13 protein-coding genes are annotated in these 16,282 nt (G+C 64.1%); 9 read left to right on the top strand and 4 right to left on the bottom strand.

The features are described from left to right. Positions 1–99 precede the first annotated feature (99 nt). Positions 100–1,644 carry a PucR family transcriptional regulator gene (locus AB4089_RS19395; protein ID WP_441410904.1) on the bottom strand — a complete coding sequence of 515 codons (1,545 nt, stop codon included), beginning with the start codon at positions 1,642–1,644 and terminating at the stop codon, positions 100–102. Positions 1,645–1,855: 211 nt separating this feature from the next. Between AB4089_RS19395 and speB the strand changes: the two genes are divergently transcribed. The 8 genes from speB (at position 1,856) to AB4089_RS19355 (ending at position 11,762) form a co-directional block, all read left to right on the top strand. Next, positions 1,856–2,860 (top strand): agmatinase, encoded by a 1,005-nt coding sequence (gene speB, locus AB4089_RS19390; RefSeq protein ID WP_441410903.1) that lies wholly within the window; start codon positions 1,856–1,858, stop codon positions 2,858–2,860. Between the two features lie 179 nt (positions 2,861–3,039). After that, positions 3,040–4,512 (top strand): purine-cytosine permease family protein, encoded by a 1,473-nt coding sequence (locus tag AB4089_RS19385; RefSeq protein ID WP_441410902.1) that lies wholly within the window; start codon positions 3,040–3,042, stop codon positions 4,510–4,512. A 95-nt stretch (positions 4,513–4,607) separates the two neighbouring features. Beyond that, on the top strand, positions 4,608–6,122 hold the full coding sequence (locus AB4089_RS19380; RefSeq protein WP_441410901.1) for an aldehyde dehydrogenase family protein: 1,515 nt from the start codon (positions 4,608–4,610) through the stop codon (positions 6,120–6,122). A gap of 28 nt (positions 6,123–6,150) precedes the next feature. Further along, positions 6,151–7,446, top strand: a complete 1,296-nt coding sequence (locus tag AB4089_RS19375) for a D-arabinono-1,4-lactone oxidase (protein ID WP_441410900.1) — start codon at positions 6,151–6,153, stop codon at positions 7,444–7,446. Positions 7,447–7,475: 29 nt separating this feature from the next. Beyond that, entirely contained in the window at positions 7,476–8,234 is a 759-nt protein-coding gene (locus tag AB4089_RS19370; protein WP_441410899.1) for an SDR family NAD(P)-dependent oxidoreductase, read from the top strand. 38 nt (positions 8,235–8,272) lie between these two features. Beyond that, a complete protein-coding gene (locus AB4089_RS19365; RefSeq protein WP_441410898.1) occupies positions 8,273–9,196 on the top strand; it encodes an NAD-dependent epimerase/dehydratase family protein in 924 nt (307 codons plus the stop codon). Continuing rightward, positions 9,186–10,070, top strand: coding sequence for a polysaccharide deacetylase family protein (locus tag AB4089_RS19360; protein ID WP_441410897.1), 885 nt, complete (start codon positions 9,186–9,188; stop codon positions 10,068–10,070). The genes AB4089_RS19365 and AB4089_RS19360 overlap by 11 nt, the downstream gene beginning before the upstream one ends. A 186-nt stretch (positions 10,071–10,256) precedes the next feature. After that, positions 10,257–11,762, top strand: coding sequence for an APC family permease (locus AB4089_RS19355; RefSeq protein ID WP_441410896.1), 1,506 nt, complete (start codon positions 10,257–10,259; stop codon positions 11,760–11,762). Positions 11,763–11,898: 136 nt separating this feature from the next. Here AB4089_RS19355 and AB4089_RS19350 read toward each other — a convergent pair whose 3' ends face one another. The 3 genes from AB4089_RS19350 to AB4089_RS19340 are packed head-to-tail and all read right to left on the bottom strand — an operon-like array spanning position 11,899 to position 15,553. Continuing rightward, the gene (locus AB4089_RS19350) at positions 11,899–13,467 is read right to left on the bottom strand and encodes an APC family permease (RefSeq protein ID WP_441410895.1); all 1,569 of its coding nucleotides are present in this window, start codon (positions 13,465–13,467) and stop codon (positions 11,899–11,901) included. An 8-nt stretch (positions 13,468–13,475) separates the two neighbouring features. Then, positions 13,476–14,516: an agmatine deiminase family protein gene (locus AB4089_RS19345; RefSeq protein WP_441410894.1), complete on the bottom strand. Its 1,041-nt coding sequence runs from the start codon at positions 14,514–14,516 to the stop codon at positions 13,476–13,478. After that, entirely contained in the window at positions 14,513–15,553 is a 1,041-nt protein-coding gene (locus tag AB4089_RS19340; protein WP_441410893.1) for a nitrilase-related carbon-nitrogen hydrolase, read from the bottom strand. The genes AB4089_RS19345 and AB4089_RS19340 overlap by 4 nt, the downstream gene beginning before the upstream one ends. A gap of 164 nt (positions 15,554–15,717) precedes the next feature. On the opposite strand from AB4089_RS19340, the gene AB4089_RS19335 reads away from it, so the two are divergent. Then, the gene (locus AB4089_RS19335; RefSeq protein WP_441410892.1) at positions 15,718–16,212 is read left to right on the top strand and encodes a GyrI-like domain-containing protein; all 495 of its coding nucleotides are present in this window, start codon (positions 15,718–15,720) and stop codon (positions 16,210–16,212) included. The last annotated feature ends 70 nt before the right edge of the window (positions 16,213–16,282 follow it).

The following is a 16,282-nucleotide window of genomic DNA, read 5'->3' as shown; positions in this document are numbered from 1 at the left end:
GTGAGCACCGTGAGCAGCAGGGTCCCGCAAGTATGGCGTAGGGCCATGCCTCATTTTAGTCCGCCTGGTGCAAGGGAACCGCGATGGGCGGCCCCGCCGTCAACGTCGTGGAGTGCTAACCTCAGCCGCCGGCAGACGCCGCGGATTGCCCTGCAGATCCATGGCTTCATGGATCTGCAGGGCAAACCACAGCTGCGCCAGCGTGGAGGTTTCGGCCATTTCAAGGCCGGTCAGCTCACTGATCTTCCGGATGCGATAGATGATGGTCTGCCGGTGCGCGAACAGGGCCGCCGCCGTCTTCTGCCAGGACCGTTGCATATCCAGGAACGTCTTCAGCGTGACGATGAGGTCCCCGTTTTCTCCGTGTTCGTACTCGAAGATGGGTCCGAGGAGCCGCTGGACCAGTGCGTTGCCTTCCTCAAAGCTGGTCAGTCCCAGCCACGAGGGTCCCTCGGCATAGCGGACCAACCGCTCACCGGTGCTTGATGCGGTTCCAAGCGCCCACATCGATTCCTGAAGAGCCCTCTGCACTCCAGCGGCCGCCGACGGTCGGCTGATCCCGATCCTCACGTCCAAGGGGACGGCGTGCTGCAGCAGATCATCGGAGCAGTCCGAGGCGACAGCCAGGTGCAATGCATTGATCCTGCGCTGGCACGCCGTCGGATAGCCATGCCGCCAAAGATCAACGTGGATCCCCGCCAGACGCTCGCTGTCCTCGCTGGACATGGAGACGATGAGGAATTCCCGTGACGATATCCCGAACTCAGGCAGCCGGCTTTCAATGTCGGCGATCCCCAGACGCCCGTCGAAGGCCTGCAAGAGGAACTCCGCGCCCAGCCGGCGCTGGTTCTCGAGGGACAGCACCGTCCGGGACAGCTCCAGTCCAAGGACGGTGGCCGCATGGAGCAGCACCACCGCATCAGGGAGCGGCTCGGATTTCGGCAGCACCACCAGAAGCGCATTGGCGTGAGTCGGGATGTCCATCATCAGAAGATGGCTGTCCCCGAAACGGTGCCACTGAAACTTCTTGCCGGCCACCGGTGACTTGCTGGTCAGCGGTTCAAGGTGTCGCTTCAAATCCGGGGGCAATGACTGGCCCCCGGGATGCCAGGCATGCAGGCACCGTCGATCAATCACGAAGAGGCTCGCGTCGAGTTCAGCTTCGATGCCCAGGATCAGGCTTAGCCAGTTGTCCTCAGATGGCCCCGCCAGCCGCAACAGGTCGTAGATGCGCGCCGTCTGACGCAGCCTGCGGGACTCCTCAAGCAGCGAAGCCTCAGCGACCGAGCGTGCGATGGCGATGAACGGAAGAGGGTACGGGATGCTGATGACCGGCAACGGCAGGTGGTCGCAGACTTCGAAGAACTCGGGAAGGAGCTCGGGGGCATGCATCTGCTCGCCGATGGCGAGGGCGCTGGCACCTGCGTTGACCAGTGCCTCGGCCAGCTCAACCTGCCCTGCGGGATCGGCCGGAATGGATAGTCCGTTGGTCATCATGAGCTCGCCGCCGGTGATCCACTCCCACAAGCGCGGGAGGTCGGAGGTGTGGGCCCAGGTGACGCGGTTACCCAGTCCCGCGGAGCCCGCCAGAAGGGTCAGACCCAGCTGGGGTTCGGCCAGCAGCTCGGCCACGGTGATCGCCATGAGGGGTTCCTGTTCATAGGTCTGGAGGCCACCCCCAAGCCGCTTATACACATGTATAAGCCACTCCGTTATTTGTAGTCAATCGGCGCATGTACCGCGTGACGCCGATCACTAATAGTTGAGTCATAGACCTCAACCGGCGCAGGAGCTCAGCACGGAGAAGAAGCCTGCCGGACCGGCTGAAACCAAAGCAACTGAAGGAAACCCTGCCATGACCACGCACAAGCCAATCGGCCCCGTCGACGCAACAAAAGTCCCCCGCTACGCGGGCCTGGGCACCTTCGCCCGGCTTCCTCAGATCGACCGTGTTCCGGACTACGACATTGCGATTGTCGGTGTCCCGTTCGACGGCGGCACCTCCTACCGCCCGGGCGCCCGCTTCGGTCCGGCTGCTGTCCGTGAAGCGTCGCGGCTCCTGCGCCCCGGCTACCACCCGGAGCTCGACGTCGAGCCCGTGTACGAAGCCCAGGTTGTGGACGCCGGCGACATTGCCTGCACCCCCTACGACATCGCCCGCGCAGTCCGCGAGATCGAGGAGCAGGCACTTCCGCTCCTCGGCGACGCCGGCTCCGGCAAGAAGCTCATCTCCATCGGCGGCGACCACACTATCGCCCTGCCGATGCTGCGGGCGTTGAATAAAGTGCACGGCCCGGTGGCCCTGCTCCACTTTGACGCACACCTGGACACGTGGGACACCTACTTCGACCAGCCGGTCACGCACGGAACCATCTTCCGCCGGGCCTTCGAAGAAGGCCTTCTCGTCGAGGACAAATCAATGCACGTGGGCATCCGCGGCCCGGTCTACGACCGGAACGACTTCCTCCGCGACCACGAGTTCGGCTTCCAGATCATCCGCTGCTCTGACCTGGACGTCATCGGTGTTCCGGCCGCGATTCAGCGCGTCAAGGAGCGGCTGGGCGACACCCCGGTCTACGTCTCCATCGACATCGATGTCCTGGACCCGTCCTACGCGCCCGGCACAGGTACTCCGGAAATGGGCGGGCTCCACTCCCGCGAACTGCTGGCCCTGCTCCGCGGACTGAACGGCATCAACATCGTGGGCGCCGACGTCGTCGAGGTCGCTCCGGCCTATGACCACGCAGACATCACAACGGTCGCCGCGGCAACCCTCGTTTTCGACCTTCTCGCCCTGATGGTGAACCGTAGCAAGGCCTCCGCCAACGTCGCGCAGGATCTGCAAGCGGCCACTGTTTGAGCCACCACGGCTGGCAGTCGCGCCCGATTTGTACGTATGTATGAACGTGTTTTCGGCAACTATTCAATCGCCGGATATTCACCGTGACGAATGTCACGAATGATTAATACAACGGATCCCGTGCTCGACGAAGCGCCGGGACAGAACAAAGAGGTTCCCATGTACTCCCGGAATGCATCATGAGCACTCACCCCACTCACACCGTCGCGGCCGAGGTTCCCCGGCTTGAAGACAAGACCATTCAACCTATCCCGGCCGACGAACGCCACGGCAAAGCACGGGACCTTTTCACCATCTGGTTCGGCTCCAACATCATGATCATGACCATCGTGACCGGGGGACTTGCGACCACGGTGTTCGGGCTCGGCTTTGTGCCCGCCATCGTCGGAATCATCGTTGGGAACCTTGTCGGTGGCATCTTCATGGCACTGCATTCGGCCCAAGGCCCGCAGCTGGGTGTGGCGCAGATGATTCAGACCCGAGGCCAATTCGGTTCGTACGGGGCGCTGCTGATCGTCGTGATCGTGGTGATCATGTACGTCGGGTTTTTTGCGGCGAACCTCGTCTTTGGCGGTCAAGCACTGGCCGCAGTCAGCCCGGGCATCAGTGTTGACGCAGGCATCATTGTCATCGGCGTCTTGAGCGTCGTTGCCACCATCTTCGGATACCGGCTCATCCACGCCTATGCACGCGTCTTGAGCATCGTGGCCGGTCTGGCGCTGGTGCTGGCCTTCGGATGGATCCTGGCCGTCCACGGATTGCCGGCCAGCTTCCTGGACCAGGGAAACTTCAACTGGGTGGGCTTCATGGCCACCATCTCCGTCTCCGCCCTCTGGCAGCTCGCCTACGCTCCCTACGTCTCGGACTACTCCCGCTACATGCCTCAGGGCACCGGCTCGGCCCCGGCGTTCTGGGCATCCTACTCAGGCTGCGTCTTGGGAACACTCTTCCCGATGGTCTTGGGTGCCTTGGTGGGAACGCTTGCACTGGCGCTGGTCAACGATGGCAGCACCGTAGAAATAGTGGGGAGCCTGGGAGCCATGCTCGGGCCCTGGACCATGGTGATAATCGGAATCTTCTGCCTCGGCGTGGCGGCGTCGAACGCCATGAACCTCTACTGCGGGGTCCTGTGCACTCTCACCATTGGGCAGACGTTCAGGCCGACCTGGTTGCCCCACGCCAAGACCCGGACCATTGCGGCGATCCTCATCTTCACCCTCGCCCTCATGATCGCGCTGTTCGCCCGCGACAATTTCATCTTCTTCTACACGAACTTCCTCTCCTTCCTGATGTACGTCCTGGTTCCCTGGACAGCCATCAACCTGGTCGACTACTACCTCCTGCGTCACGGCGACTACAGGGTTGAAGACTTCTTCAAGCGCGACGGCGGGGTGTACGGAAGGTTCAACTGGGTTGCGATCGGAGCCTATGTTGCCGGCGCACTGATCCAGGTTCCGTTCTCGGCAACAGCGATGTTCACTGGCCCTCTTGCCGCAGCGATGAACGGCGTGGACGTCTCCTGGATTGTTGGCCTGGTGGTCGTTGCACCCCTGTACTACTTTGCGGCGCGGATGTTCCGGAAGACGTCGGAAGCTGCCCCCTTTCAGTCGCCTGCCTTCGCACCTGAACTGATTGAAGCCCCTCGGGTCTAACGCCCACCGCGGGCGCTACGCCCAGCCTGGGCGTACCGCCTTCCCCACACAAACTCCGGACGCCGAGATCGGCGCACAAAACAAAGGCATTCATCATGACACTCACTGACACCGAGCAGTTCACGGTCCGACGCTCTTCCTCGGAGCAAAGTAGCGCCAGCGTCTTGCCCTCCGTTTTGCCTCCCGCGGGGCACTTCATCGGTGGAGCGTTTGTTCCCGGTTCCTCCACCCGGCTCATCGACGTCGTCGACCCCACCACGGAGGAGGTCATCACGTCCGTTCAGGCAGGCACAGCCTCGGATGTGGACGATGCGGTTGAGGCGGCCGTGGCGGCCCAGAAGTCCTGGGGCGCCACGACACCGAAGGAACGGTCCGAGGTGCTCTCCCTGATCGCCAACATCATTGAAGCCAACCGTGAAGCGTTCGAAATCATCGAGTCCGCCAACACCGGTAAACCGCGAACCGTCGCGGAGGACGATGTCTCCAGCACCATCGATACCTTCCGTTTCATGGCCGGGGCTTCCCGCACACTGACGTCCATGGCAGGTGGCGACTACGCCACGGGACACACCTCGGTCATCCTCCGGGAACCCGTCGGCGTCGTCGGCGTCATCACCCCTTGGAACTACCCGCTGCTGATGGCTGCTTGGAAGATCGCGCCCGTCCTGGCCGCCGGAAACAGCATCGTCCTCAAGCCCTCGGAACAGACCCCGCTCTCGACGCTGAAGCTGGCAGAACTTGTCGCCGGACGCATCCCCGACGGGATTCTCAACGTCGTGACGGGGCAAGGCCGAACCGTGGGGCAGCGACTCTCCGAACACCCTGACGTCGCCCTCGTTGCGTTGACGGGGAGCGTCGTCAGCGGACAGGCGGTGGCGGAGACCGCGGCCAAATCCGTCAAGCGCGTCCATCTGGAACTCGGCGGCAAGGCCCCGGTTGTTGTCTTCCCCGATGCCGACCTCCGCGCGGCAGCCGCCGGCGTGCGAAACGCTGGCTTCTGGAACGCCGGCCAGGACTGCGGCGCAGCCTGCCGCGTGCTCGTCCACGAGTCCGTGGCCGAGGAGTTCACCGAGCACCTGGTACGTGAGGTCGGCACCCTGGTCGTCGGCGCTCCAGGCGCAGGGGCGGACGTGGAAATCGGTCCCATGATTTCGCGCCCGCACTTCGAACGCGTGAAGGAGGCGCTCGCCGAGGCAAAGGCTGCGGGCCTTCAGGTGGCCATCGGTGGCTCGGCCTTGGCAGGCCCCGGCTACTTCATTGAACCCACGGTGATCAGCGACGTGCCGGCCGGGGCGCATATTGCGACCCACGAAATCTTCGGTCCGGTCGTCACCGTCGAGTCCTTCAGTACCACCGAAGAAGCCATTATTCGGGCAAACGAAAGCCCCTATGGCCTTTCTGCCTCGGTATGGACGCGGGATTCGAGCCTCTCGCTCAGCGTTCCGAAGCAACTCGATTTCGGCACTGTCTGGGTCAATTCACACCTGGTCCTGGCCTGCGAAGTTCCGTGGGGCGGATTCAAGGGATCCGGCTATGGCCGCGACCTCTCGCTGTATGCCCTGGACGACTACTCCCGAACCAAGCACGTCATGATCAACCACGGCGCATGAGCGTTAAGACCAGCATCGGAGCTCAGAAATGACCACCACGAATCATCCCCACCCGGCGTCGTCGGCTCGCGCCGCAACCCCGTCCGCTCCCTTCGGGACGGACGTAACCTGGACCAACTGGGGCGGCAACCAGAGCGCCACGCCCGCCTTCACCGTCCGGCCCAGGAATGAACAGGAAGCGCTCGACGCCGTCCGGTTCGCCATCCGCGAAGGCCTGCCCGTACGCGCCGTCGGCTCGGGGCATTCGTCTTCTCCGCTGGTCCAGACGGGCGGCGTCCTGATGGACATGTCCGCACTCTCGGCCATCACCGGAACCGACCTCATGCGGCGTCGCGCCCGGGCCCTGGCCGGCACCACCATCAACGCCTTTGGCGATCCGCTGTGGGAGCAGGGGCTGGCACTGGGCAACCAGGGCGACATCGACAAGCAGCAGATCGCCGGGGCCCTCGCCACCAGTACGCACGGCTCCGGAAAGAACCTGGGCAGCTTCTCATCAGCACTGCGTTGGGTCAGGCTGATCAACGGCTACGGCGAAATAGTCGAAATCGGTGAAGGACAGCTCCGCGAACTCAGGGCCGCGCAGGTCGCCCTGGGAACGCTCGGAATATTCCTTGAGGTCGAACTGGCGGTCGAGGACCGCTATTACCTGCAGGAGGAGATTACCTATCCCACATGGGCGGAGACCGCGGCAACCTGGCAGGCTGACATCGACGCGAACCGGCACTACTCGTTCCTCTGGTGCCCGGACGACGACTCCTGCGAGCTCCTGGACCTGCCCGGATCGCCGGGCCAGGGCATGGCAAACCGCAGCTACACCAAGCGGTACAACATTGCCCAGATCAAGGACGAGCGTGAAATTTCCACGACGGAGGGTGCCCGGCTGGACCGGTCCTACCGCATATACCCGGGCGGATTCACCACACCCTTCCATGAACTCGAGTACTTCGTTCCCAGCGAGCACGGGCTGGAGGCCGTCGAGGCCGTCCAAGACCTGATCCGCACCAAGCATTCCGACCAGAAGTACCCCGTCGAGGTCCGCTGGGTGAAGGCCGACGACGGTTACATGTCCCAGTTCCAAGGGCGCGACACCACTGTCATCACCCTGACCACTGAACCTGGAACCGACTACTGGCCCTTCTTCCGGGACGCAGACGCGGTGCTGCAGGAATTCGAGCCCCGTGCCCACTGGGGAAAGATCCACTTCATGACCAGGAGCCGCTTGGAGCGCCTCTACCCGGAGCTTGACACCTTCATCCAGGTTCGCCGGGAATTCGACCCCCGCGGAATGTTCCTTAACGACCACACCCGTGCCCTCGTGGGCTAAACCACCAATTCGATGCGGGAAGAGAAGACATGAGCCATTTTCAGGACAAGGCCTACCTTGTCACCGGAGCCAGCTCCGGCATCGGTCTCGCGACCACTCGAGCCCTCCTGGCGCAAGGGGCCAAGGTCGCAGCAGTAGGGCTGCCTGACCGGTTGCTTGATGATGCAAAACGCCAGCTGACGGGCGCTGTGCTCTTCATCGAAGCAGACGTATCTGAGTCCCTGCAGGTCGATAGCGCCTTCGCCCAGGCGGAAGCCGAACTCGGACCACTGAGCGGAGCCTTTAACGCTGCAGGGATCTCCAGCGTGGCGCCCATCGCAGAAACGTCCGACGAGCTGTGGCAAAGACTGATTCAGGTGAACTTGACCGGCACTTTCCACTTCGCCAGGGCAGCGGCGCGAACGCTCACATCCAACGGCGGCGGATCGCTGGTCTGCACGGCCAGCGAGCTGTCACTGGTCGGCCAGACGGGCTACTCCGCGTACACCGCGACCAAGGGAGGCGTCCTTTCGATGATGCGGTCTTTGGCCGCCGAACTTGCACCTGCCGGCGTCCGCGTCAACGCACTATCGCCGGGCACGACAGATACTCCGATGCTCGCGGCCGAGTTCGCGAACGAAGCAGAACGCGCCAGGGACGAAGCGTCCGTGCCGCTTGGCCGGTTCGCCCTGCCGGAGGAGATCGCTGCCGCAGGGCTGTGGCTACTGGGTCCTGAATCCTCGTATGTCACGGGAACAAACCTGGTCGTCGACGGTGGTCGAACGACAACCTTCCCGCTTGGGCATTGAACGTCCCATCCAACACACGTGCTGAAAGGCAAAATCACATGAGCTCTGTCCTGGTCACAGGCGGTGCCGGATTCACCGGACGCCACATCATCAACGAACTTGCCGACGCCGGCCACCAAACCGTCAGCTACAACCGGGATTTCCTCGAGGCGCCTCGGCCCGACGTCGTTTCCGTTCAGGGCGAGCTGTTCGATGTCCCTCGGCTCCTGGAAGTATTCAAGGAGCACGACGTCGACACCATCGTCCACACCGCAGCAATATCCCACCCGACCTATTCCCTGAGCTTCCCCCTGGCAACCTTTGCTGCCAACGTCGAAGGGACGGTGGCGGTTTTCGAGGCGGCGCGACTGCATGGCGTCAAGCGGATCATCTTCTTCTCTTCCGAGTGCGTGTACGGAAAGACCTCAGCACCTGTGGTTCTCGAATCGGAGCCCGTAAATCCCACGACGCCCTACGCCGTGACGAAGGTTACCGGGGAGTGGCTCGGCCAGGTCTATGGCGACAGGTATGGAATCGACGTTATCTCCCTGCGCATCGGGCAGGTTTACGGACCCGGAAACCGCATGGATGAAGTGATGCGGGATATCATGCGCGGCGTGGTCCGTGACGGTGCGTTCTCACAGGACCACGGGGCCGATCACCGCTACAACCTGGTCTACGTCCGCGACGTCGCTCTTGCCATACTGGCGGCAGTCCAGGCACCACAAACAGCCTCGGCCAGGCCGCTGGCCTACAACATCTCCGGCAGCGAGTACTGGACACTCAGCGACGTCGTCAAGGAAGTACGAATCGCATTCCCGGACGCCGCTGTGGAGATCGGTCCCGGGGCGGATCCGACCCTGGACCTGCAGGGCCACTTCAGCATCGCTTCCGCGGCCGCGGATCTGGGCTACGAACCGGCCTGGCCCCTGCAGCGGGCCATCGGCGACTACGCAGACTGGCTCTCCGGCCATGACTTCTGAGCCCGCTCAGGGCGGATGGAGGCAGGGGGCGGCCTGCGTTGCCGCGTTGACGTTCGACGTCGATGCCGAGTCCCCCGTCCTGGCGGCCGGCCGCCGCTATGCCGAGCATGCGATGGCGATGACGCACCAGGCGTTCGGCCCCAAGGTGGGTGTTCCCCGGATTCTCCAAATGCTGAAAGATGTCCAGCAGCCGGCGACATTCTTCATTCCAGGGGTTACCGCGGAACGCTATCCCCACATGGTTGAACAGGTCCTGGAAGCGGGGCATGAGATCGCGCACCACTCACACACTCACCGCACCGCAGTGAACATGAGTTTCGACGAGGAACGCGCCGACTTCGATCTGGCGCTTGCCGCACTCGGGCGCTTCGGCATTTCGCCAAAGGGGCATAGGGCCGCACTGTGGGAGCCCTCTTGGCAGACGCCGTCGTTGGTAGCTGAGTACGGGCTGAAATACGATTCCAGCCTGATGGACGCGGATGTCCCGTATCTCATTGAAACCCCCGCAGGAACGATTGCGGAGCTTCCTCCGCATTGGAGCCTGGACGACTGGGAACAGTATGCCTTCCTTCCGGAACCCAAGATCGGTGAAATCATCCAGTCGCCACTGGTGGTCGCTGATATGTGGATTCACGAGATCGACGCAATGCGACGTCATGGGGCGCTTTTCATGCTCACGTGCCACCCCTTTCTCACTGGGCGGGCAGGACGGCTGGAAGCACTGCGGACCGTTATTGAAACGGCGCTGCAACGAGGGGACGTCCGCTTCTCGACGTGCGAAGCCCTCGCGGAAGCGGCCCTCGGTGACCCGGAATTGATTGCCGGGCCCCTAAATCCCGTCACAGCGTCCGCGGAGCTGTATCCGGACTACTGAACTCCGGACTACTGAACTGTGGACTACTGAACTCCGGACTACTTAACACGGCGCAACGGCGAACACTGCTGATCCCACAACACAACAGGCCAGGGGCTAAGCCCCTGGCCTGCGCTTCAGCCACGCCAGCCGCGCGTTGTGAAGCTTCAACCCCATGACCGTCCCAGCGAAAGAAGGCCCATAGCAATGAACTCCCCGTCCCAGCTGTTGTCGGATGCACCTGGTCCACCACAGACGCCCAATCCTGAATCCCTCCAACTCAAACGGGAGATGGGGTTCTGGTCCTCGTTCTCTTTGGCGTTTGCGTTCATGTCGCCAATCATCGGCTTGTACGGCGTATTTGGCTTGGCCCTGATGGCCGCAGGTCCGGCCTTCTGGTGGGGCCTCCTGGTGGTCCTCTTGGGCCAGGCCCTGGTAGCGGCGGTCCTTGCCGAGCTCGCTTCACGTTGGCCTGTTGCCGGCGGGGTCTGCCTTTGGTCCAGGTCCCTTCTCGGGCACACCTACAGCTGGTACGCAGGATGGGCCTACATCTGGACCCTCATCATCACAGTCGCCGCTGTAGCCTTCGGTGGAGGCACATTCCTGGCCTCATTGCTCGGCATCGAACAGCCTGACACGACAACGAAAATCATCCTGGGCGCCGTCATCTTGTTGGTCAGTACGATTGCCAACTCCGCCGGCAGGAAATGGCTGAGCCTGCTGGTGACCGTGAGCATCGTGTGCGAGGTCATCGCCAGCCTGGGAGTCGGGTTGGTACTCATCATCTTCCATCGCCGAAATTCCCTCAGCACGATTCTGGACTCCTTTGGATCCGCCCCCGACACCACCGCATACGTCTTTGGGCCTTTCCTGGCGGCAGTGGCAATTATCGGATGGTCGTTTGTTGGATTTGAAAGTGCAGGCGCAATAGCCGAGGAAGTTCGATCGCCCGAACGCAGAGTGCCGCGGGCTGTGCTGACGTCCCTGGTCACGGTGGCATCGGTCATCACGTTTTCGTGCCTTGCCCTGCTCCTGGCAATCCCGGATATTGGTGCCGCCATGTCCGGGGCAGACCCGGACCCGATTACGACAACGCTGACTGCCAATCTTGGCGAGGGAATCACCAAGCCGCTCCTGGTGACCATCGTCCTGGGATTCATCGCGGGAACGGTGGCGCTGCAGGCTGCCGTATCGCGATCGATTTTCGCATTCGCCCGGCTGGATGCCCTGCCTGCGGCCAAGGTTCTGAGGCGCCTCAGCAAGACCGACCGGCTGCCCATCAACGCCCTCTTAGTCTCCGCGGTCGCTTCAATGATCGTCCTTGCCCTGTCGGCATCGCAGGTGTATGGCGCTCTCATTGCGTTCGCAACCGCGGGCTTCTACGTGGCTTTCATCTTCCCAGTGCTGGCCGCCCTAGTAGTGCGGCTGAAAGGAGCATGGAAGGCCGGACCCTTCAGCCTTGGAGTTTTCGGCCCGGTGGTGAACGTGGCTGCGCTGTTGTGGTTGGGTTTTGAGATCGTCAATATCGCATGGCCCCGGCAGCCGGAAGCGCCGTGGTACCAAAACTACGCAGTGATTGTGGTGTTCGTGCTCCTTGGCCTGGCGGGTTTCGCGGTGGAAAGGCGCCTGCGTCAACGCAATAGCGGCCCCTCGTCTGCCGAGACATTGACAGTGACAGAGACGGAGCCGGAACTGTTGGAGATCGGTCCGTGAGCACCGCCCAGCAAGAAGTTGCCCAGTAGCGCCGATCAACACGTGCAGGGTCCACTGACAGTAAAGGTGACAGCAAAACGCACGGCTTTGCCCCGCAGCAGGGGGCAAAGCCGTGCGTCGTCTCTTGCAACTGGGGCTAATCCGGAACCACCAGGGCGGGGGTGTCCTTCCGGATGGTCTCGCCCCGGAAGAATCCCGGATGCAGCTTCGCGGTCACGAGCATGACCACTACGCCCAGGGCGAGGATGCCGATGCCCAGGATGAACACCAGGCCCACGCCGAAGACCTCGGAGCCGCTGCCGAATTCCGGTGCCCAGCTGTCCACGGCGGTCTGGAAGAAGACCACGGTGAGGACCAGTCCGCCCAGGACCGGGAACAGCAGCCGCATGAAGACGTTGCGGACACTGGAGAACAGGCTGTGCCGGAAGTACCACGTGCAGGCGAACGCAGTAAGGGCGTAGTAGAAGCAGATCATCAAGCCCAGGGCCATGATGGTGTCGTTGAGGACGTTTTCGCTGACCACCTTCATGACGGCGTAGAAGCCGCCGGAAATCACGCCGGCAATCACCGTGGCGTAGCCCGGGGACCCGAAGCGCTTGCTGACAGATGCGAAGCGCGAAGGCAGGGCGCCGTAGTGGCCCATCGCCAGCAGGCTGCGGGCGGGGGAGGCCATGGTGGACTGCAGGGACGACGCGGTGCCGGAGAGCACGGCCAGGGACATCAGGATGGCCAGCGGGCCCATGACGGGGGAGGCCAGTGCCGCGAAGATGTTCGACTGGTTGTCCGGGTTGTTCAGGCCGATGCCGTCGGTTCCGGTGCCGGCCACCATCATGGTGGCCACGATCGCGACGAGGTAGAGGGCCAGGACGGCGACCGCCGTCGTTGTTCCCGCCCGGCCTGCCGTGCCCTTGCCGCCCTTGGTTTCCTCGTTCACGGTGAGGCAGACGTCCCAGCCCCAGTAGACGAAGACGGCCAGTGACATGCCCGCGGCGAACTGCTCGAAGCTACCGATCTTCATCGGGTTGAACCAGTCCCAGCTGAAGGCGATTGCGGTGCCCGAGTCGCCCGAGGCGGCGTGGGTGAGAGCCATGACGACGAAGATGCCCAGGACGAGCACCTGGAATCCGACCATGGTGTACTGCACCAGCTTGGTGGCGTGCAGGCCGCGGTAGCTGACCCAAACGGCCAGTGCCACAAACACGAGGCAGGTCAGGATGTTCACGGCAGTGTTGGAGGTCAGGTCCGCGAGGTCGGGGTTGTTGAAGACCTGGGCCAGGAAGAGGTAGAAGAAGTCCACCGCGACGCCGGCCAGGTTGGACAGGACGATGATGTTGGCCGCCAGCAGCCCCCAACCGCCCATCCAGCCGACGAATGGGCCGAACGCCTTGGTGGCCCACGTGAAGGTGGTGCCGCTGTCCGGGGAATCGGCGTTGAGCTCCCGGTAGGCAAACGCCACCAGGATCATGGGGATGAACGCAACGATGAAAATCGCCGGCAGCTGCAGGCCGACGGCGCCGACCGCGGGTCCCAGCGAACTGGTCAGGCTGTAGGCGGGCGCCACGGAGGAAATGCCGAGGACGACGACGGCGAGCAGGCCCAGCTGGCCGCCCTTGAGCCCCTTGCCCGAGATGCCGTGCTTGGAACCGGCCGGATCGACGACGTCGTGCGTGATGGTGCCGTCTTCACGGCCGATAGTTTGACTCATGGCTGACCTTACTCTGGGAGATTCCGGGAGGCGGATGGTTGCTGCTGGGTGATGCAGTGGATGCCGCCGCCGCGGGCGAAGAGCTCGCGGGCGTCGATGCCCACCACTGTGCGGCCGGGGTAGGCATCGCCGAGGATGCGCAAGGCCTTGTCGTCCATCGGGTCGCCGAAGGTGCAGGCGATGACGCCGCCGTTGACCACCAGGTGGTTGATGTAGCTGTAGTCGACGAAGCCTTCCTCGTCCGTGAGGGTTTCCGGGGCGGGGACCTCGATGATGTTCCATTCGCGGCCGGCCGCGTCCCGGGTGGTGGCGAGGTGGCTGATGATGTCCCGGCTGACCTGGAAGTCGGGGTGCGCCGGGTTCTGCTGGGAGTGGACCAGCAACGTGCCCGGGGACGGGATGGCGGCGACGATGTCGACGTGCCCGCGGGTGCCGAACCGTTCCGAATCCCGGGTCAGCCCCCGCGGAAGCCAGACGACGTGCGTGGCGCCCAGCGTCCGGGCCAGTTCTGCCTCGACGTCGGCCTTGCTGAGCCCCGGGTTGCGGCCCGGATCCAGCTGGACTGTCTCGGTTACGAGGACCGTGCCTTCACCGTCGACGTGGATGCCGCCGCCCTCGTTCACCAGCGGCGAGACGAGGTGGCGGGCCGCGGAGCGTGCCGCGACGTCCGCTGCCACGAGCGAGTCCTTGTCCCAGGCGGCCCAGTCCTGGCCGCCCCAGCCGTTGAAGACCCAGTCCACGGCGCCGAGCCGGCCGGCGTTGTCCAGCACGAACGTGGGGCCGATGTCCCGCATCCAGGCATCGTTCAGCGCGGCGGTGACCACCTCGATCTCCGGGCGGAGGTAGCCGGCGGCGGTCTCGACGTCGTCCGGGGCCACCACCATGGTGACGGGTTCGAAATCCACGACGGCGTTCGCGACGGCGGCCCAGACGGATCGGGCGGCGTGGGCTTCTTCCGCTGTCTCGCCCAGCGTGTAGCCGCCGGTGGGAAACGCCATCCAGACGCGGTCCTGGGGTGCCGTTTCGGACGGCATCCGCCAGGCGCTCACGCCGTGGCCTTCTGCATGGTGGCCTTCTTAGCTTCAAGACCGAGCGGGGCGTCGGGGCGCACGGGTTCGGTCAGCCGCGCGTAGGTGTCCGGGCGGCGCGTGGCCAGGAACGGGAAGAGCGTGAGCCAGTCCTTGCGCTGGTCAAGGTCCAGATCCGCGACCAGCACGGCGGATTCGTCCCGCGGCGCTTGGGCGAGGATCCGGCCATAGGGATCGGAGATGAAGGACGAGCCGTAGAAGTTCAGCGTGTCTTCGCTGCCGTAGCGGTTGGGGGCCACCATGAACAGCCCGTTGGCAATCCCGTTGCCCACAATGACCTGCTGCCACAACGGCTGGGTGTCGAAGTCCGGGTGGTCCGGCTCGGAACCGATGGCCGTGGGATAGACCAGGATTTCTGCCCCGCCGAGGGAGTAGATCCGCGCCAGCTCGGGGAACCATTCGTCCCAGCAGGTGGGCATGCCCAGCCGTGCGCCGCCGAGTTCGGCGGGGGAGTGGACCTCATAGGCGTCCTCGCCCTCGGGGCCCTGGCGGAAGAACTTGTCCTCGTAGTAGCCGGCCGTGACGGGGATATGCAGCTTGTGGGTGCGGCCCAGCAGTTCGCCCTCGGGGGATACCAGGATGGCGGTGTTCAGGCCCAGGCCGTCATCGGAGCCGTCCGGGTTCTCCGCCTTCTGGTACAGCGAGGCATGGACGCAGACTCCGTGCCGGCGGGCAGCGTCCGCCGCGAAGCGGAACGTGGGACCGGTGAGCAGGTCCTCGGCGATGTCCGAGGGTCGCGGGCGCGTGGCCCCGCCGCCGGTGGTGTCGTTCTCCGGAAGCGTGTCCGCCGGGTAGCGGGACAGGGTGAGTTCGGGCAGGAAGACGACGGTGGCTCCCAGCCGGGCGGCGCGCCCGATGCCTTCGTCCAGTTCGGCGCGCAGGGCCGTGGCGTCGGGCTGCCAGCGGTGCTGCACGACGCCGACGCGCAGCGCCGGCCGGCCGGACGGCGCCGTCCGGGCGAGGGAGGGCGGGCAATCGAGCGAAGTGATTTCAATCATGGCTACTCCAGTGAGACGGGCGTCACAGAAATGAACGTTGTTCATTTAGTATCGGGGCACTCGAGGCTTGGGACAAGACCAAAAATGAATAAAGTTCATTTATTTATTCGGCGGCGGGCCGTAAGGCCCTAGACCGCGGAATGGGCGCGGCAGAATCTGGGCGTATGACTCCAGCGAATCCGGGGCCCGCCCCGGACATCAAGGCCGCCCAGCTCCAGGAACAGCCGACGGCGGTGGTGCACGAGACTGTCCCGATGAACGCCCTGCGGGACTTTTTCGGCCGTGCCTTCGGTGCCGTCATGGGCGCGGTGCAGGAGCAGCACGTCCAGCTGGCCGGACCGCCGTTCGCGCTGTACCGCGGCACGCCGACCGACGTCGTCGATGTCGAAGCGGGGTTCCCCCTCGCCGCTCCCTTCACGAACCCGGGCGGCGCGGACACCGCGGTCATCGCCGGGAGCCTCCCCGCAGGCCGGGCCTACGAGGCGATGCATATCGGTCCGTACGAATCACTGCCGCAGACCTACGGCGCCATCATGACGCGGATGCGGCACGACGGCGCGAGCCCGGGGGAGGCAATGTGGGAGTACTACCTGACCGATCCCGGCGTCGAACCCGACCCGGCGAAATGGCAGACTCTGGTGGTTTGGCCGGTCGCGTGACCTGCCCGTCTGGACCCGTCTCGGACCGCCCGGCCGACGCCCACGGCCGGGCTCCGGCCAGCGCCGGTGT

Origin of the sequence: Arthrobacter sp. 2MCAF15 (genome assembly GCF_052115605.1) — a bacterium.
Lineage (GTDB): Bacteria > Actinomycetota > Actinomycetes > Actinomycetales > Micrococcaceae > Arthrobacter.
The sequence above is the reverse complement of the archived record's forward strand: the minus strand, read 5'-3'. Positions and strand labels throughout refer to the sequence as shown.

Coding starts and splice junctions, on each gene's coding strand:
- AB4089_RS19395 (WP_441410904.1), bottom strand. CDS start 1,644: ATGGCGATCACCGTGGCCGAGCTGCTGGCCGAACCCCAGCTGGGTCTG.
- speB (WP_441410903.1), top strand. CDS start 1,856: ATGACCACGCACAAGCCAATCGGCCCCGTCGACGCAACAAAAGTCCCC.
- AB4089_RS19385 (WP_441410902.1), top strand. CDS start 3,040: ATGAGCACTCACCCCACTCACACCGTCGCGGCCGAGGTTCCCCGGCTT.
- AB4089_RS19380 (WP_441410901.1), top strand. CDS start 4,608: ATGACACTCACTGACACCGAGCAGTTCACGGTCCGACGCTCTTCCTCG.
- AB4089_RS19375 (WP_441410900.1), top strand. CDS start 6,151: ATGACCACCACGAATCATCCCCACCCGGCGTCGTCGGCTCGCGCCGCA.
- AB4089_RS19370 (WP_441410899.1), top strand. CDS start 7,476: ATGAGCCATTTTCAGGACAAGGCCTACCTTGTCACCGGAGCCAGCTCC.
- AB4089_RS19365 (WP_441410898.1), top strand. CDS start 8,273: ATGAGCTCTGTCCTGGTCACAGGCGGTGCCGGATTCACCGGACGCCAC.
- AB4089_RS19360 (WP_441410897.1), top strand. CDS start 9,186: ATGACTTCTGAGCCCGCTCAGGGCGGATGGAGGCAGGGGGCGGCCTGC.
- AB4089_RS19355 (WP_441410896.1), top strand. CDS start 10,257: ATGAACTCCCCGTCCCAGCTGTTGTCGGATGCACCTGGTCCACCACAG.
- AB4089_RS19350 (WP_441410895.1), bottom strand. CDS start 13,467: ATGAGTCAAACTATCGGCCGTGAAGACGGCACCATCACGCACGACGTC.
- AB4089_RS19340 (WP_441410893.1), bottom strand. CDS start 15,553: ATGATTGAAATCACTTCGCTCGATTGCCCGCCCTCCCTCGCCCGGACG.
- AB4089_RS19335 (WP_441410892.1), top strand. CDS start 15,718: ATGACTCCAGCGAATCCGGGGCCCGCCCCGGACATCAAGGCCGCCCAG.